At 44.0% G+C, this 15522-nt stretch carries 18 protein-coding genes; 14 read left to right on the top strand and 4 right to left on the bottom strand.

Annotation, left to right across the window (positions count from 1 at the left end; genetic code table 11):
* Positions 1–7 precede the first annotated feature (7 nt).
* The gene (locus tag DMB88_RS09765; RefSeq protein ID WP_128101199.1) at positions 8–796 is read left to right on the top strand and encodes a CAP domain-containing protein; all 789 of its coding nucleotides are present in this window, start codon (positions 8–10) and stop codon (positions 794–796) included.
* A gap of 35 nt (positions 797–831) precedes the next feature.
* Positions 832–1416, top strand: a complete 585-nt coding sequence (locus tag DMB88_RS09770; protein WP_128101200.1) for a copper amine oxidase N-terminal domain-containing protein — start codon at positions 832–834, stop codon at positions 1414–1416.
* Positions 1417–1551: 135 nt separating this feature from the next.
* On the opposite strand, the gene DMB88_RS09775 is transcribed toward DMB88_RS09770, so the two are convergent.
* Positions 1552–1938, bottom strand: coding sequence for a RidA family protein (locus DMB88_RS09775; protein ID WP_128101201.1), 387 nt, complete (start codon positions 1936–1938; stop codon positions 1552–1554).
* 108 nt (positions 1939–2046) lie between these two features.
* Between DMB88_RS09775 and DMB88_RS09780 the strand changes: the two genes are divergently transcribed.
* The 9 genes from DMB88_RS09780 (at position 2047) to DMB88_RS09815 (ending at position 9771) form a co-directional block, all read left to right on the top strand.
* Positions 2047–2385 carry a winged helix-turn-helix transcriptional regulator gene (locus DMB88_RS09780; RefSeq protein WP_128104389.1) on the top strand — a complete coding sequence of 113 codons (339 nt, stop codon included), beginning with the start codon at positions 2047–2049 and terminating at the stop codon, positions 2383–2385.
* Positions 2386–2655: 270 nt separating this feature from the next.
* The gene (locus tag DMB88_RS09785; protein ID WP_128101202.1) at positions 2656–4173 is read left to right on the top strand and encodes a spore germination protein; all 1518 of its coding nucleotides are present in this window, start codon (positions 2656–2658) and stop codon (positions 4171–4173) included.
* The gene (locus DMB88_RS09790; protein ID WP_128101203.1) at positions 4170–5345 is read left to right on the top strand and encodes a Ger(x)C family spore germination protein; all 1176 of its coding nucleotides are present in this window, start codon (positions 4170–4172) and stop codon (positions 5343–5345) included. The genes DMB88_RS09785 and DMB88_RS09790 overlap by 4 nt, the downstream gene beginning before the upstream one ends.
* A gap of 15 nt (positions 5346–5360) precedes the next feature.
* Positions 5361–5963, top strand: coding sequence for a GerAB/ArcD/ProY family transporter (locus DMB88_RS09795; RefSeq protein WP_128101204.1), 603 nt, complete (start codon positions 5361–5363; stop codon positions 5961–5963).
* The gene (locus DMB88_RS31955; RefSeq protein WP_368028363.1) at positions 5963–6313 is read left to right on the top strand and encodes a GerAB/ArcD/ProY family transporter; all 351 of its coding nucleotides are present in this window, start codon (positions 5963–5965) and stop codon (positions 6311–6313) included. Before DMB88_RS09795 ends, DMB88_RS31955 begins: the two co-directional genes overlap by 1 nt.
* Positions 6244–6492 carry a hypothetical protein gene (locus DMB88_RS30210; RefSeq protein ID WP_164848568.1) on the top strand — a complete coding sequence of 83 codons (249 nt, stop codon included), beginning with the start codon at positions 6244–6246 and terminating at the stop codon, positions 6490–6492. Before DMB88_RS31955 ends, DMB88_RS30210 begins: the two co-directional genes overlap by 70 nt.
* A 357-nt stretch (positions 6493–6849) precedes the next feature.
* Positions 6850–7659 carry an alpha/beta hydrolase gene (locus DMB88_RS09805; RefSeq protein WP_128101206.1) on the top strand — a complete coding sequence of 270 codons (810 nt, stop codon included), beginning with the start codon at positions 6850–6852 and terminating at the stop codon, positions 7657–7659.
* Between the two features lie 46 nt (positions 7660–7705).
* Entirely contained in the window at positions 7706–8227 is a 522-nt protein-coding gene (locus DMB88_RS09810; protein WP_128101207.1) for a MarR family winged helix-turn-helix transcriptional regulator, read from the top strand.
* Between the two features lie 188 nt (positions 8228–8415).
* Positions 8416–9771: an FAD-binding oxidoreductase gene (locus DMB88_RS09815; protein ID WP_164848660.1), complete on the top strand. Its 1356-nt coding sequence runs from the start codon at positions 8416–8418 to the stop codon at positions 9769–9771.
* Positions 9772–9943: 172 nt separating this feature from the next.
* Here the strand turns inward: DMB88_RS09815 and DMB88_RS09820 are convergent, their stop codons facing one another.
* The 3 genes from DMB88_RS09820 to DMB88_RS09830 all read right to left on the bottom strand — a co-directional run bounded on the left by DMB88_RS09820 (position 9944) and on the right by DMB88_RS09830 (position 11411).
* The gene (locus tag DMB88_RS09820) at positions 9944–10240 is read right to left on the bottom strand and encodes a putative quinol monooxygenase (RefSeq protein WP_128101208.1); all 297 of its coding nucleotides are present in this window, start codon (positions 10238–10240) and stop codon (positions 9944–9946) included.
* A gap of 70 nt (positions 10241–10310) precedes the next feature.
* A complete protein-coding gene (locus tag DMB88_RS09825) occupies positions 10311–10961 on the bottom strand; it encodes a nitroreductase family protein (protein WP_128101209.1) in 651 nt (216 codons plus the stop codon).
* Positions 10962–10991: 30 nt separating this feature from the next.
* Positions 10992–11411 (bottom strand): MarR family winged helix-turn-helix transcriptional regulator, encoded by a 420-nt coding sequence (locus tag DMB88_RS09830; RefSeq protein ID WP_056695410.1) that lies wholly within the window; start codon positions 11409–11411, stop codon positions 10992–10994.
* A gap of 416 nt (positions 11412–11827) precedes the next feature.
* On the opposite strand from DMB88_RS09830, the gene DMB88_RS09835 reads away from it, so the two are divergent.
* From DMB88_RS09835 to DMB88_RS09840, 3 genes are read left to right on the top strand one after another with little or no spacing between them, the layout of a single operon-like run.
* Complete coding sequence (locus tag DMB88_RS09835; RefSeq protein WP_254438518.1) at positions 11828–13681, top strand: AraC family transcriptional regulator; 1854 nt, start codon at positions 11828–11830, stop codon at positions 13679–13681.
* Entirely contained in the window at positions 13678–13842 is a 165-nt protein-coding gene (locus tag DMB88_RS30970; protein ID WP_254438519.1) for a hypothetical protein, read from the top strand. The genes DMB88_RS09835 and DMB88_RS30970 overlap by 4 nt, the downstream gene beginning before the upstream one ends.
* Positions 13843–13893: 51 nt before the next feature.
* Positions 13894–15495 carry a helix-turn-helix domain-containing protein gene (locus tag DMB88_RS09840; protein WP_128101210.1) on the top strand — a complete coding sequence of 534 codons (1602 nt, stop codon included), beginning with the start codon at positions 13894–13896 and terminating at the stop codon, positions 15493–15495.
* Positions 15496–15522 lie beyond the last annotated feature (27 nt).

Below are 15522 nucleotides of genomic sequence, written 5' to 3' on the forward strand. Positions count from 1 at the left end.
TAGAGAGATGAAACGAATTGTATTGCGATGGTCTGCTGTGACGATGGCGTGGCTTGTGATATTTATGCTAGCGCCTAATCTGACATCAGCAGCAGGACTTGTTTTTCCAGAACGGGATGAGGTCAAGCGAACATGGAATCAACTGCAGGACATGAATGTTGGATTAAAGACTTATGATACGGAACCTTCCTTTAAAGCACCATATGAGATCGGAAAAGTGAATCAGACAATGCTTGAACAAGCCTTGTTAGCTACGAATCTTGCTCGTGCCTTGGCGGGATTGCCAAGTGATGTGCAGTTGGATGACGAATTGAATGCGTTGGCACAGCATGGTGCGGTCTTACTGGCTGCTACCGATAAGCTGTCTCACTATCCTGAGAAACCAGCAGATATGACAGATGATTTCTATAACAAAGGCTATGAATCCACTAAAAGTAGTAACCTGTCAAGCGGAAGAGATAACTTAAGTAGGAATGTATTAGACGGTTATATGCCAGATACAGGTAGGAATGCAGATCGAGTAGGACATCGCCGTTGGGTGCTCAATCCTTCTTTGCAGAAGGTGGGTTTTGGTATCGCTGGTGGATATGGTTCAATGCAGGTGTTCGACAAGTCTCGTGCTGAGGCAGTGAATTATGATTACATCGCCTGGCCGGCAGCAGATTTCCCGCAGCAGTTATTTGGCGGTTCTCACCCATGGTCGGTCACGTTGAATCCTGATAAGTATGAGAAGCCTTCTTTGCAGAATGTAAAGGTACAAGTCACTGATCTACAAAGCCAGAAAAATGGGCGTTAGATAGTACAAATAACGATCTCAACAAGGATCTATACATGAATGTGCAGTTAAGTGGGTTCGGCGTGTCTAACGCTATTATTTTCCGTCTGGACGGAGTAGAGGACTACACAGGGAAATACCAAGTTAACATTAGTGGCTTGCGAACAGTGGGTGGACAGGCTACCGAGTTATCTTATACGGTAGACTTCTATGATTTATCCCAGCACTTCTATCCGGGCGAGACGGAGAAATGGAACCTGCAATTTTCTGTTGAGAAAGGTTGGTCATATGAGACACGTACAGGAACGAAATATTTTGATGAGGAGAATCGTCCTTATATTGAAAAAGGAAGCACGCTCGTTCCACTAAGGCTTGTAAGTGAGTCACTAGGACTCGACGTCGAGTGGGATCCAGCAGATCGAGTCATTCGGATCTCAGATGATAAGAAGGAAATTGTTTTGAAGACGGGTAGCCAGCAAGTTCGGGTCAATGGTGTAGAAACGACAGTTTCCGTAGCTCCAAAAGTTGTTCGGGGTGTAACCTTTGTGCCACTGCGATTTGTTTCTGAACAGTTGGGTCTGTCCGTTGATTTTGAAGAGAGTAGCAAGTTAGTCCGAATTGAGCGGGAGTACGTGCACTAAGTCGCTCTTTTAATTGTGGCAGTTTTTTGATCAGACTGTACTAATTGTTATGAGAAGCGGAGATTCCCGGCACATATGCTGAGAATCTCCGCTTTTCACTTTGCTAAGAGAGGCTACTAACCGCTTATAATAGCGTTATTCCGTATGTGCTACTGCTCTGATCTCGACTAATTGTTCGGGGAAAGCTAAGTAGGTAACACCAATAAGGCTACCGGCAGGACGATGGTGATTCCCGAGGTATTCTTTAAAAATCTCAATAACTTGCCCTCCATGTTCCTGTGCGTTAGTTAGGTACACTTCAACATAAGCGAGATTGTTTTTCGTAATTCCGAATTCTGCTAACACGTGATCCAGGTTGTCCAGGGTTTGACGCGTCTGGGTTTCAATACTACCAACTCCAACGAACTCACCTGTTGCATTATGGGAGAATTGACCCGAGATGTAGAGGGTACCGTTGACACTGTATCCTTGTGAAATACCGTGATCCCAGAGATTGTGATTATACGTTTGAACTGCATTCATATGTTTCTCTCCTTTACTTGAAAGTAAGGCTAAGTATAAACTTGGGACATAGAATAGGATAGTACGCACTTTAAAGATAGGTACTATCTGAAAGGATAGTGTGAAATGATGGGAATATCCGATTTGAACGGCGGAGATACGAATATTGCAGATACACCCTTTGGTTATACGATGTCCGTAATTGGAGGGAAGTGGAAAATGATTATTCTCTATCTCTTAGCGGAAAAACAAACGGTTCGCTTCAATGAGATGAAAAGGCAGCTGGGGGGAATCACATTTAAGACGCTAAGCTCACAACTCAAAGAGTTGGAGGCCGATGGGATGGTTCAGCGGAAGGAGTATCCACAAGTGCCGCCCAAAGTCGAGTATAGCCTCACGGACAAGGCTAAGACGTTGTTGCCCGTGTTGGAACAGTTGTGCGATTGGGGAGTTAAGAACCGCAGCTAGAGTTATGGCGAAAGTCTCAAAAGTTTGGTAAGAGCACCGTCACATCATGTGATGGTGTTTTTTAGTTTTTATCATTTTGATAACTTGAAAGCCTTGAGTACTAGTGGTTTAGCCTATGCTAACATTCCAACCCCACGCACCTAAAACTTCATACATGATGCCATTGAGTAGCTTGTGTCTTTGCCAAGAGAGAATAAAAAATCCGTTTTGAGAAAATATATCCTTAAGTTAGACTTACGCAACTACTCTACTCACTTAAGGAGCATTGAGATGGTCGACATTTTAGATTACCGGGATATGCCCTTCAGCACGGAGCTAGCAGCGAATGTGGACATCATCAAGAAGATTTATAACAATTCATCGGATATTAAAACAAGAACGTTTCCGCTCGCCAGCAGCGTAGATGCTTTTCTAATGTTTATCGACGGAATGGTCAATGAGTCGCTTCTTGACCTGCATGTTCTGGCACCGTTGCTACAAGCGCGTGCTGGTGATTCCCAGATTGACTTTGCCTACATTTGCTCGATCGTCACTACAAGCCAGCTAACCATCGTTACGAGTTTTGAAGATCTGCTTAACCACATTTCAAACGGAAGCGTAGCGCTGTTCGTGGATAAGCTGCCATTCGGCATTACCGTCGGCGTACCTGGTTGGCAGCAGCGTGGCATTGAGGAGCCTGCGGCAGAATCGATTATCCGCGGACCTCGTGAAGGGTTTACCGAAACATTAAGTGTCAACACCTCGATGCTGCGGCGCAAAATTAAAGATCCCGCACTGAAGTTAAATCCGATTCAGGTTGGGCGATATACGAAGACCGCTGTCCTGATTGTGCATATTGATGGCATCGCCAATCATTCTCTGGTAGAAGAGGTCAGAAGACGCATTGAGAAAATTGATATTGATGGCGTGCTGGAAAGCGGATATATCGAGGGTCTGATTGAGGATCATCCGTATTCGCCATTTCCGCAGATTCAGGTTACGGAGCGTCCTGATGTCGTTAGTGCCTCATTGCTCGAAGGGAAAATCGGCATTATGGTGGATGGTACACCATTTTGCCTCATCGCACCTACAACTTTTTTTGCTATGTTGCAATCGCCGGAGGATTATTATCAGCGCTATATTATCAGCAGTTTCATTCGCTGGCTTAGATTTCTGTTTCTTATCATCTCGCTGCTTCTACCCTCGCTATATGTGGCGGTGCTGACATTCCATCAGGAAATGGTACCTACCTCACTGCTGCTCAGCATAGCGAAGTCACGGGAAGATATTCCTTTCCCAGCCCTTGTGGAAGCACTGCTGATGGAGGTTTCCTTCGAGGCATTGCGAGAAGCCGGTGTACGCTTGCCGAAGCAGGTAGGTTCCGCCGTCAGTATCGTTGGTGCGCTTGTCATTGGACAAGCGGCAACCTCCGCAGGGCTTGTCTCATCACCAATGGTTATGGTCGTTGCTATAACGGGCATCGCTTCTTTTCTACTGCCACAATACAGCGCTGGTATTGCCATTCGTCTATTGCGGTTTCCCATTATGTTTTTATCGGGGATGTTTGGTCTGCTTGGGCTGATGCTTGGCGTAATTGCCATCATTATTCATCTATGTTCCATTCGTTCACTGGGTGTTCCCTACTTGCAACCACTTGCGCCAATGAAATGGAGTGAGATGTTAGACAGCTTCATGCGGGGGCCGATTTGGAGCAATACGAAACGACCAAGCCTGACTGGGAAGAAAAAAACGATTCGGCAATCCTCTTTCGATCGTCCCGATCAAGGAGAAGAAGGAGCTTCCTCATGAACCGGCGGGTGCGTATTGCCTTACTTTTGCTAGTCGTCCTGTTACTGTGTCCTTTGCTGAGCGGCTGTTGGGATCGTAAGGAAGTCAATGACTTGGCGCTTGTAACAGGTGTAGCCATTGATCAGCGGGATGACAAGACGATTGAAGTCAGTATACAAATCTTCATCCCTCAAGATTCAGCGCAGGGTCAGTCACCCGGGGAAGCGTCAGGCGGGACAGGTACAACTTTTGTACAATCTGCCTCCGGTGTAAATATTGCGGATGCATTGTCCCAGTTACAGATGAAATTTTCACGCAAAATTTATTGGGGGCATGCTGAAGTATACATATTTGGCGCAGACAAGGTAGAACACGGCATAAAGGAGGATATGGATTTCCTTATGCGGGATTCAGAGCCGCGTGAGCGAGCTTATGTCTTTGTTAGCAAAGGTAAAGCCAAAAAAGTACTAGAGATGCACTCCATTCTGGAGCGAAATACATCTGAAGTTTTGCGTGAGATGGCTGTTAACAAAACGAGCATCACCTCGTCGATGGCACATTTGATGGAGATGTTAGAAGAAGAGAGCAAGACGGCGTTGCTCCCCTGGGTTGAATTGCTTCAAGCACCTAATCAGGACGATCCTTCAAAAGACGTCGGTTATATCAATGGAACAGCGATCCTGCATGACGGTAAGCTGATCGGTGTATCCGATACTCGAGTAACCAGAGGTATTCTTTGGGCTATTAACGAAATGGATAATGCGATTATTACCATACGTCCAGAACATTCGGACGGTACGCTGTCGGTACAGCTGCTGCGAAATCGCTCAAGAATTAAGCCTGTTTTTAAAAACGGCGAATGGTTCATTACAATCCATGTTAATTGCAAGAATCAATTAATTCAGAATACAACGGACATTAACACCGATCAGAGTAGCAAGAGTCTGCACAGGATTGAAAAGCAGCTTGAAGAAAATATCGAGGAGCGTATTTATCTGGCAATTGATGAAGCCAAAAACAAATACAAAACGGACATTTTCAATTTTGCTGGCGCTTTTCACCGTAAATATCCTCGCATATGGAAAAAGCATGAGAAGGATTGGGCGGCTATTTTCCCGCAAATCAAGTTCACGGTTATAGTAAAAGCGGATATTTTACGTCCCGGTATGTTTAGCACCCAACAATCCAAATAGAGAGGAGTAGGCCCCATGAGCAAGGAGAAGATCAGCGGCAATCAAATTTTTTGGATGATCTCTACAATGCAGATTGGTATGACTATTCTACTCACTATCAATCCTACCGTTGCTATTGCCAAGCAGGACGCCTGGATATCCATATTGCTCTCCAGCATGTTCTCCGTGGGGCTGGCCTATATCTTGACTCGCATCAGTATGATGTATCCGAACGAATCCCTCATTACCTATGCACCTAAGATTATGGGCAAGATTCTAGGGCATCTTATCATTTTGCTATACGTTTTGTACTGGTTTACAGTGCTAGCGATCATTTTGAGACAATATGGCGATTTTATGATTGGTACGATTCTTCCATTGACCCCAGTCATTATCCCCATTGTTGGTATGATTGTTGTGGCGGTTTACGTATCATTCGCTGGGATTGAGGTGCTGGCCAGATGCAGTGAGGTATTGGGACCGCTCATTCTGCTCGGCATTATGGTGCCCTTGTTGCTCAACATGTCACAGGTTCAGGTTCATAATCTGATGCCAGTAATGGCTGACAACAATCTATTAGTGCTGGTCAAAGGTGCTCTGCCAACTGCGTCCTTTCTAGGGACAACATATTGCTCATGATGATATTACCTTTTCTCTCTCATCCACGCGATGGTGTGAAAGGGGCTGTACTCGGATCAGTGGTAGCAGGTCTCTTTACGCTATTGTCTGCAATGCAATGTGTCGCAATTTTTGGCTACTCAACTGCATCCAGACAAACATATCCGTTTCTCAATCTAGTGCGCTTTGTTTCCTTCGGCTTCTTGCAAAATCTTGATTCAATCGTTGTCGCGATCTGGATTATGGGGATTTTCATCAAGGTATCGCTTTATTTGTTTGCAGCCTCTTACGGGACTTCTCAATGGTTGGCATCAAGCGTTGGCGCATTTTTATATTTATCGCTGCCCCAATTGCGATTGTGCTCTCGATGATACCGCGTGACTTCGTGGATAGCTCCATTCTTTTTCCTAAGCTAGTGGCTGTACCGTTTAATCTACCTGTGAACTTTATTCTGCTGCCACTCTTGTTATGGATTGTGGGATCTATCCGGAACCGAAAGAAGAAGAGCGGGGAGCAACAGCGGAATTCAACGGAACAAGAGGTTTCATAAATGGTTTCGAGTTAAGATAGAGAGTTCAGTTGATTAATATGGTACATCTCTAATACACTTCATCATATAAAATTGAATTTTAATTGGGCTATTATTCTATTTAATGATGAGGGGAAATCGACAAGCATGAGAGGATTTGTGGTTGGACTGCAGAAGGTATGCATTTGCCTGTTTTGTAAGCGCTATAATTTCTCGTAGACAAGGTACATAAGTCGTGATATATTGTTTCCGTAAGAAACAATATTATGTTTAATGAATACAAATTGAAGTTGACTTAGAATCATGGATTGGTGATTCACAAGCACTCCAGCTACAACATTTCGATGACTTGAACTCAGTGAAAGGGACGGGATGAATATGAACACAGTGGAGACAACGATTAAATCTTTTGACGGAACTCAGCTTTATTTCAGTAAAAATGTTGTCAGTGATGTGAAGGCCGCGGTCGTTATCGTTCATGGGTTATGCGAGCATGCTGGGCGCTATGATTATGTAACCGAACAACTGAATAAACGTGGGGTTAGTGTGTATCGGTTTGACCATCGGGGTCATGCCAGATCAGAAGGGCAGCGCACGTTCTACAGTGATTTTCATCAAATCATTGATGATGTCAATGTCATTGTTGAAGCAGCATTGCAAGAGAGCGGTGATATCCCGCTATTTGTGATTGGACATAGCATGGGCGGCTTTGCAACTTCTGCGTTTGGGACGAAATACCCTGGCAAAGTAAAAGGTATTATCCTTTCAGGAGCACTCACTCGTTACAATACGAAGGTTGCCGGAGACCTTCCGCTTGACCTTCCACTTGGCACGTATTTTCCGAATGAGCTTGGAAGTGGTGTATGTAGTGATCCAGAGGTTGTATCCGCATACAATAATGACCCGCTGGTTGAGAAGCAAATTTCTGTAGATCTGTTCAATAGCTTGGGGTATGGGGTAGCGTGGCTGAAGGAACATGCGAAGCAATTTGTTGATCCGGTACTTGTTCTGCATGGAGCGAATGATGGACTGGTGAGTGAACAGGATTCACGTGACTTTTACGGAGATATTGCCTCTACCGATAAAACGTTGATAATTTACGCACACCTCATGCACGAGATCTTTAACGAGCCTAATCGTGATGAAGTTATTGAAGAAGCGATAACGTGGATTGAAAAACATATCTGATTTCAGTACATTTAGAGAGAGAATTTGAAAATGAAAGGGATTACCGATGAAATTGGAATGGATGGGCAACCATCGAGCACTCGTTGAGAAGATTATCAAATATGGCAATGCATATTCTAACACCTATAAGCTGCAGCGAAGTTATGGTACAGATGTGATGTTCTCGGCTTCACAGATTCAGACTTTGGAGTACATTCTTGAAGCTGAGGATAAAGAAGAGAAAATGTCCGAAATGGCAGCACGTCTTGGCGTTAGTCGCAGTACGTTCTCCAAGAACGTGAAAAACTTGACTGAAAAAGGCTTGCTTGAGAAGTACCATCTAAGCGGCAATCGCAAAGACATCTATGTTAAACCTTCTGCAAAGGGACGAGAAGTGTATGCCGAGTACACGGCGTTTGTGCGTAAGCTGTGTTTCGATGAGATTTTTAAATACGCTGATAACATCTCAGCGACTGACCAGGAACATTTTATTCGCATTCTGGATAAGTTAGCTGATGTCTTAGTTTGGTATGGTGAGAAAGAACAGGAGCCACGCAAGCTTGTTAAGATTGACCCAGTTGACGGTTAAACGCATTTTAATCGATCTGTGATGATCATTATATCTCATCGTATAAGGAATTTTCCCAGGTCCAATTGGCCGAGAGGGAAGATTCTTTTTTTTTGAACTCGCCCATTCCCTCCGCGAATGTCCTTCATACAGTATAGGGTACTTTCGTGGAGTGGGAGTCAACAAATGGTCAATGGGGAGAGTGGCATATGGTGAAATCATCAACAAAGCTTACCGGACGGGTTATTTATAAAGGAGATCCAGATTATGAGGCAGCACGTAAAAATTGGGATCCTCATACCGACAGAAAACCTAAAGTCTTCGTTTTTGCCCAAAAAACGAAAGATGTATCCAATGCCATCAAGTGGGCTCGTGAAAATAACGTACCCATCAGACCACGGAGTGGAAGGCATGCACTTGAAGTGAATCTATCGCAGGTGAATGGTGGCATTGTTATTGATGTTAGTGAACTGAATACCATTAAGCTGGATACCAAAAAGGGAACAGTCGTTGTGGGCACAGGAAATCGAGTGGGGCGAATCGCACATACGCTGGCGAAAAAAGGCTTCATCGCTCCATTTGGTGACAGCCCGACGGTAGGTATTGGTGGAATTACGTTAGGTGGCGGGATCGGGCCACTCCAGCGCACCATTGGATTAATTAGCGATAACTTGCTCGAACTTGAGATGGTGGACGCTAACGGAAAAGTCATTCGGGCAAGCCGAAATTGTAACGCAGATCTCTTTTGGGCATCTCAGGGAGGCGGCGGAGGTAACTTCGGGGTATACACCAAATACAAATTCAAAGTACGTCGTGCACCGGAAAAGGCTACGGTATATCGGATTACTTGGCCGTGGGCTCAATGGGAGAAAGTTCTGAAAGCTTGGCAAAAGTGGGCTCCGTCCGTGGATACAAGACTGGGCAGTGAGTTGTCCATTGGACCTAAAAAGGGTGGAAATGTGAGTATGGAGGGGTTATTTCTTGGCTCCAAAACAGAAGCACTTCGCTTGTTAAAGCCACTCACCAGTGTCGGAACACCAACGCAAACGATTATACGCTCGGTGCCTTATCCTGATGCTGTAACCTTCCTGTTGCCACCAGATCCGATACTTACTCAAAGGTATAGTAACCAGTTCTCTTCGGGTTTCGCCAAACGACCATTTCCAGACCAAGCGATCAAGTCGATGTGTAGATTTTTGGAAAATGTAGAAGGAGAGTTTGCGGGATTCTTTTTCCTCAACTGGGGCGGAGCAGTAAGTCGTAAATCACCTAGGTCTACAGCGTTTTTCTGGCGCAAAGCGAAGTTTTATGTTGAATGGAACAGCTCTTGGACGAAACCATCTCAAGCCGCCAAAAATATTGCAATCGTACGTAACACACGCCGAAAATTACAGCCATACATTGTAGGTTCATATATTAACGTACCAGACCAAGGCATCAAGCATTATGGACCTGTGTATTATGGTGCAAACTACGCCAGATTACGGAGAGTCAAAGCCAAGTATGATCCCAAAAATGTGTTCAACAACCCGCAAAGTATTACTCCTGCTCGTCCCATCAAGTAGGTAACTTCAATACTAGTACAGTTGAAAACCAAACTATCTAGTGTATGTGCTGTTTGTTTCAATCTTTAAACATGAAAGAGCCACATGAAATCATCATCAGATGAGCTTCATGTGGCTGTACTGTTCTATACATATCGCATGCATAGCTTGAGTATGCAACACGGAAGGAATATTAGTGTTTAACAGCTTCTCCAGCAAATACTTCAACATTCATTGGTGCAGCCATGAAAGCTGCGGCTTGTTGAACAAAAGCTTGGAAATGCGCACTTGCGTTATGAGCAGCTGTAGCTGCTTCATCTTTCCACAGTTCAACCATCGTATATTTTTGTTCTTGCTCTGTATGTTTCAACAATTCATAGCTGATGTTGCCTTCTTCTTGGCGTGTTGCAGCGATCAATTCTTTCGTTGCAGCAAGGAAAGCTTGCTCTTGATCCGGTTTAACTTGCAGGTGTGCGTGAATGATAATCATAATAGTCTACCTCCGTTATTTTCAAATATATTGTGTATGAATCAAATTTGGCTGTGACGAAGAGCTAAGATTATGCCCAAGTTGTGATTGTATCTACAGGCAAACGATAGGAAGGATGACCTTCTTTGGCAGATTTACCAATCGAGATCAGCATTACTGGTTGATAACGCTCTTTGTCCATTCCGAATGTTTCTGCGATTTGATCTTTCTCGTAACCACCGATAGGGTTAGTGTCATAACCGTGTGCACGAGCAGCCAGCATCAATTGCATGGAAGCAAGACCAGCATCAATCAGGTTAACGTCACGCAGAGCTGCTGCAGGCATATTATCATAATAAGGTTTAACAAATTTAACTTGTTGATCTTTGACATCCTGTGGCATGAAACCATGTTCCACAGCTTTGCTGAAGATCTCTTCCAGGTGTTCAACATTGTTCATGTCGATAAATACACCAATGACAGCAGCAGAAGTCAGCACTTGATTTTGGTTGAATTTAGCCAGAGGAGCAAGTTTTTCTTTACCTTCTGGTGTGTCTACAACAAGAAAACGCCACGGCTGCATATTCACAGAAGAAGGTGCACGTGAAGCTTCTGCCAGAATCTCTGTCATTTCTTCACGACTGATTTTAACTTCAGGATCGTAAAGTTTAACGGAGCGACGGCCGTAAGTTATTTCGTTAAAATCATTTGTTTTTTGGAATTTGCTTTCAATTGTACTCATGTATATTTCTCTCCTCTGTATTTAGGTTGGTTAGAAGTTGTTTTGCATACGTTCCAAGTAATCAGCGAGTGCAAGCACTTCTTCTTCACTAAAATCTTGTAGAATCTGGTTAATAAAATTGGTTTTCTCTGTCTTATAGCCTTCAATCTGCTTGCGACCATGATCTGTCAGACGAACAAAAGTTACCCGGTTATCATCGGGATTCTTACGTCTGGTCACCATCTGATCCGCTTCTAGTTGCTTTAGGTGGCGTGTAATGGCAGCACTATCGATATTGATGATTTTCTGAAGCATGGACTGGTTAATCTCATCGACCTGATCCAATTCATGCAAAATCTCAAAGCGAGAGGAGCTGATACCTGTACAGCGTTCGAACTTGGGACTAATTTTGTTACCCAGTACATTCAGCAGATTGATGATCTGTTCTTCTTTGGAAACCATACGTGTCATGACTAGACCTCCCGGGTGAATCTGAATCATGAACAACGGCGTATGTTAACAAATAATTAAAGTTGCCAGTATACAATGCCATTGCCTAATGATTACTACGTTGGCTGCTGTCGATCATTGATGGATCAATATTTGAGGTATCAATCATTGACGGCTCAATTAATATATCATGCCTTTTATGGATTTGCAACAGGTTAACAAAAGATGGAGTTTGTATAGTACGCAGCTGAAATATCGATGTGGATGTAGTTTATCCGTTTGAAGGCAAACATATTGGCAGTATTTCATTGAGAATTATTATCATTTAAACTATAATAAAAGCAAGTCTTTATCCGAAGAAGGCGTAACAGACCGGTTTCATATTGTTAAAGTTTAACGTTTAGAGCTGTGCCTAGACAGGAGGATCGTACGAAAAAATGAATTTAAATGATCATATCCTTCTATGGAATCATGTTTTTATCAAAATTTTGGATGTCCGCAAAAATACTTTAGAACCTGGAGAGAAGCTAAGCCATTATCAATTGCCCGCAAGTACTTACTTATATATGATTGACGGAACCGCAAGGGTAAGAATGGATCAACAGCGTTATATCATTGATGGTTTCCATGTCGTCCATGGAGGTAAGCTTGCCGCGCTAGAAATAGAGACCGATTCCGGTGTTGCTTATTATATGATTTTGTACAAAGCGGTTCTAACATTGCCCTGTCGTATGGAAGTTCAATATCTGATGGAGCATGAGCGTCCATTCCAGGATCAGTTTGCCATGATTCCAGCTAATCCGCTGGACATGTATCAATATATTGAGGCACTTTATCTAGAGTGGGAGCGGCCTACCCAACTGGCTAAGTTGCATGCCAAAGTGTTATTCCAGCAGTGGGTTTACGCTTTATTGGAGGATTTACATAACCGGTCTATTCAGCCTTTCAAACCGGATTTGGTGACAAGAGCGGTCGAATATATGAACACGCATCTACATGAACCTCTTGGTTTGGACAAGATGGGGCAGGAATTGGAATGTAGTGTGGGGCACTTGTCTAGACTATTTAAACAAAAGTTAAATGTCAGCCCTATTCAATATCTGGCACAGAGACGTGTTGAGAGAGCTGCATACCTAATGACTCATACCGATGCGACGTTGCAACAGATTGCCGAGCAGGTTGGTTATCCAGACGCCCATTCACTGAGTAGGAGCTTCAAGAAGATCCAGGGACTTTCACCTCTGCAATACAAAAAGAAACAGCGTATGAATGGAGCCAAACAAGCGATTACTTTTCAAAAAAAGCATGATTTGCCCCATTTGATGCAAGAAAATGCCCTTCAACCTCTTAATTCTCACCTTTATAATGATATTGATTATCAATATCATAAGAATGTTGGAGGGGAATTATTTATGCAAGGAAAATTTAAAATGACAGCATTGTCGATGTTGCTATGTTTCACGCTTTTGCTCGCGGCTTGTTCAAGTCCTGCACCGTCTGCAAGCAATACGCAACCAGCAACGACTACGTCTACGGCACAATCCAGTAATCAGGCAACGACGGACGGAAAATCAGCTACGTCCGCAGAGACGCGGACAGTGTCAACGTTGCGAGGTGATGTTGTCATTCCAGCCAATCCGCAGCGTGTAGCCTCAGATCAATATATGGGATACTTGTTGAAGCTCGGCATCATCCCTATCGGTGTGAGAACATTTATGCTAAACGAATCGTGGATTGAGAAGTCCGGTATCTCCGAAGATATTATCGCAGGCATTGAAGATTTGGGCGGGGAATTCCCGATGAATCTGGAGAAGTTGGTTTCACTTGAGCCGGATCTTATTATTGGTTCTATTGACAAAAATATTGAGGATTACGAGAAAATTGCGACTACCGTCTTTTTACCTTATTGGGAAGGGGAGACGACCTCAGGGCCACTGGAGAAGCTGCGCCGAATCGCTGGTGTGTTTGGGAAAGAGCAGGAAGCGGAGAAGTGGATCACTGCGTACCAAGAAGACGTCGAAGAAGCGAAGCAGCAGATTGATGGAATTATCAAAGAAGGTGAGACCGTATCCATCGTACAGGTTGGAAATAAAGCACTGTATGTTATGGCAGCAGAAGGTGGAAATTACGGCAGTTCTACCATCTATGATATGTTGAAGCTTCCGCCTACTCAGCAAGCGCTAGATATGAAGGAAGGATTCGTGAATATTTCTCTTGAGGTACTGCCTGAGTTCATTGGAGATCATGTCTTCATATATGGTTCACAAGATGAAGGGCTAATGAAGTATTGAACAGTGAAGTATGGAAACACCTTCCTGCTGTGCAGAAAGGACAGGTCTATGCGTATGGCTCCTTCGGAGACAAAGGGGACGAATTCGTGATGGAAGATCCATACTCACTGGAATTGCAGCTAGATACCATCAAGAATCTGTTACTGAATGCCAAAAAGTAGATTGTTATTTATGGATTAGTGAATTTGATCCAAACAGGAAAGGAATTCAGCATGGAAGAAATGGATTGGATAAAACGACTGGAGCAGCTGTATTTCTCTGCTGTGCATGTCCGTCAATACGCCAGCAAGCCGGGAGAAATTCAGCGAAGAACCTGGAATAGATTTGCCATATGTAGAGTTATCGCTGGAAAGGGAACTCTTATGATCAATGACGTTGTACATACAGTGTCACAAGCGGAATGGTTCCTGTTAAAGCCTGGCATGCATGTGGAGCTCCAGACGTATACGGAGGCACCAGTCCGATATCAGATCATTTTATTTTCGTGTGTGGCACTTACTCGCAGTCAGAATAATTGGCATACGTCTACGTTTGATTTTCCTGTTATGGGCAAGCTTCACATGTCTTCCAATACACAAGATATTCATGAGCTTATGAATGAACTGGTAAGTGGTAAACGTCCTACAGAGAGTCCAGTAAACCTACGTAGGAAGCATCTTGTGCACCAGTTATTGATACAGCTAATGAGTCAGTTTAAGCAAGCAGCTCCACCTGTCGCAGGTATGGATCTGGCTCTTGAATACATGAAGGATCATTATACCGAAGATCTTCGCATGGAGCAGATGGCCCAAATGGCGGGGCTTAGCATGAATCATTTTACCAGAACGTTCAAACGGCAACTTCATATGACGCCAATGGAATATATATTGAAACAACGTATGGCTAAAGCCAAACAATTGCTGTTCTCCTCCGATAAGATTAAAGCGATCGCAGAGCAGGTCGGTTATAAGGACGAGCATTATTTCAGCAGGATGTTCAAGAAGAAGGAAGGCATTGCTCCAACCCTGTATATGAAAAAGAAAGTAAATCGTATCGCTACCACGTATTACGGGTTGGATGATTACGTCATTACGCTTGGTCTGACGCCGGTATCCGCTCTATCCTATGATCAGAGAGTGGCACATCCAGTTGCTATTCCTATGCTCCAAGCACATCGTCATCAGGGGATTATGTTGAACAGCTTCGATGAGAGTTACGACAAGCTGCGAAGGTTGCAACCAGATTTAATCATTACGAGTGACCGACTAGAGCCTAATGAAGCACTGCATCACATTGCCCCTACGACTCTGCTGGAACACAGTAATCATTTTGATGAAAGGCTTCTGTACATGGCTGACATTATGGGACGAACTGAACAGGCTGAGCGGTGGATTGAAGAGCATGCAGAACTAAGTCAGCTGCTTCGAGGGCGCATTCAATCGAGATGGGGAAAGCAGCGTGTGATGTTTCTTCGGGTGACCGCGAGGTTTTACCGAATGTATGGACGCAATAGCCAGACAGGGGCTTTACTATACGATGATCTAGGGTTTCATTTGCCATATCGATTTCCAGAGAAGCAGTGGGCTGTTGAAACTCAATTTGATGCTTTGCGCTTATATGAGGCAGATCATATTTTTGTCATGGTTGATCCGACGGCTGAGGCTAGCGCTCAATTTCGTCAGTTGCAGAGTTCGGCTGAGTGGCTAGCATTGAAGGCAGTTCAAGAGGGTCGTGTATACAATGCAGAGGATATCTTCTTCAAAACGTTAGGGCCTACAGGTCGCATGTGGGCTATGAGATATGTAGCGGAGCAGCTTGGTATTACTGCACGGTGATATTGTCCAAGTGAAGAGAGTGAAATA

The organism is Paenibacillus sp. DCT19 (genome assembly GCF_003268635.1).
GTDB lineage: Bacteria > Bacillota > Bacilli > Paenibacillales > Paenibacillaceae > Paenibacillus.

Bases quoted from the DNA above. Each gene is read 5' to 3' on its own strand.
- DMB88_RS09790 (WP_128101203.1), top strand. From the start codon at position 4,170: ATGAACCGGCGGGTGCGTATTGCCTTACTTTTGCTAGTCGTCCTGTTA.
- DMB88_RS09765 (WP_128101199.1), top strand. From the start codon at position 8: ATGAAACGAATTGTATTGCGATGGTCTGCTGTGACGATGGCGTGGCTT.
- DMB88_RS09770 (WP_128101200.1), top strand. From the start codon at position 832: ATGAATGTGCAGTTAAGTGGGTTCGGCGTGTCTAACGCTATTATTTTC.
- DMB88_RS09820 (WP_128101208.1), bottom strand. From the start codon at position 10,240: ATGATTATCATTCACGCACACCTGCAAGTTAAACCGGATCAAGAGCAA.
- DMB88_RS09840 (WP_128101210.1), top strand. From the start codon at position 13,894: ATGGAAGAAATGGATTGGATAAAACGACTGGAGCAGCTGTATTTCTCT.
- DMB88_RS09775 (WP_128101201.1), bottom strand. From the start codon at position 1,938: ATGAATGCAGTTCAAACGTATAATCACAATCTCTGGGATCACGGTATT.
- DMB88_RS09830 (WP_056695410.1), bottom strand. From the start codon at position 11,411: ATGACACGTATGGTTTCCAAAGAAGAACAGATCATCAATCTGCTGAAT.
- DMB88_RS09835 (WP_254438518.1), top strand. From the start codon at position 11,828: ATGAATTTAAATGATCATATCCTTCTATGGAATCATGTTTTTATCAAA.
- DMB88_RS31955 (WP_368028363.1), top strand. From the start codon at position 5,963: ATGATATTACCTTTTCTCTCTCATCCACGCGATGGTGTGAAAGGGGCT.
- DMB88_RS09795 (WP_128101204.1), top strand. From the start codon at position 5,361: ATGAGCAAGGAGAAGATCAGCGGCAATCAAATTTTTTGGATGATCTCT.
- DMB88_RS09785 (WP_128101202.1), top strand. From the start codon at position 2,656: ATGGTCGACATTTTAGATTACCGGGATATGCCCTTCAGCACGGAGCTA.
- DMB88_RS09825 (WP_128101209.1), bottom strand. From the start codon at position 10,961: ATGAGTACAATTGAAAGCAAATTCCAAAAAACAAATGATTTTAACGAA.
- DMB88_RS09780 (WP_128104389.1), top strand. From the start codon at position 2,047: ATGGGAATATCCGATTTGAACGGCGGAGATACGAATATTGCAGATACA.
- DMB88_RS09810 (WP_128101207.1), top strand. From the start codon at position 7,706: ATGAAATTGGAATGGATGGGCAACCATCGAGCACTCGTTGAGAAGATT.
- DMB88_RS09815 (WP_164848660.1), top strand. From the start codon at position 8,416: ATGGTGAAATCATCAACAAAGCTTACCGGACGGGTTATTTATAAAGGA.
- DMB88_RS30210 (WP_164848568.1), top strand. From the start codon at position 6,244: ATGGTTGGCATCAAGCGTTGGCGCATTTTTATATTTATCGCTGCCCCA.
- DMB88_RS09805 (WP_128101206.1), top strand. From the start codon at position 6,850: ATGAACACAGTGGAGACAACGATTAAATCTTTTGACGGAACTCAGCTT.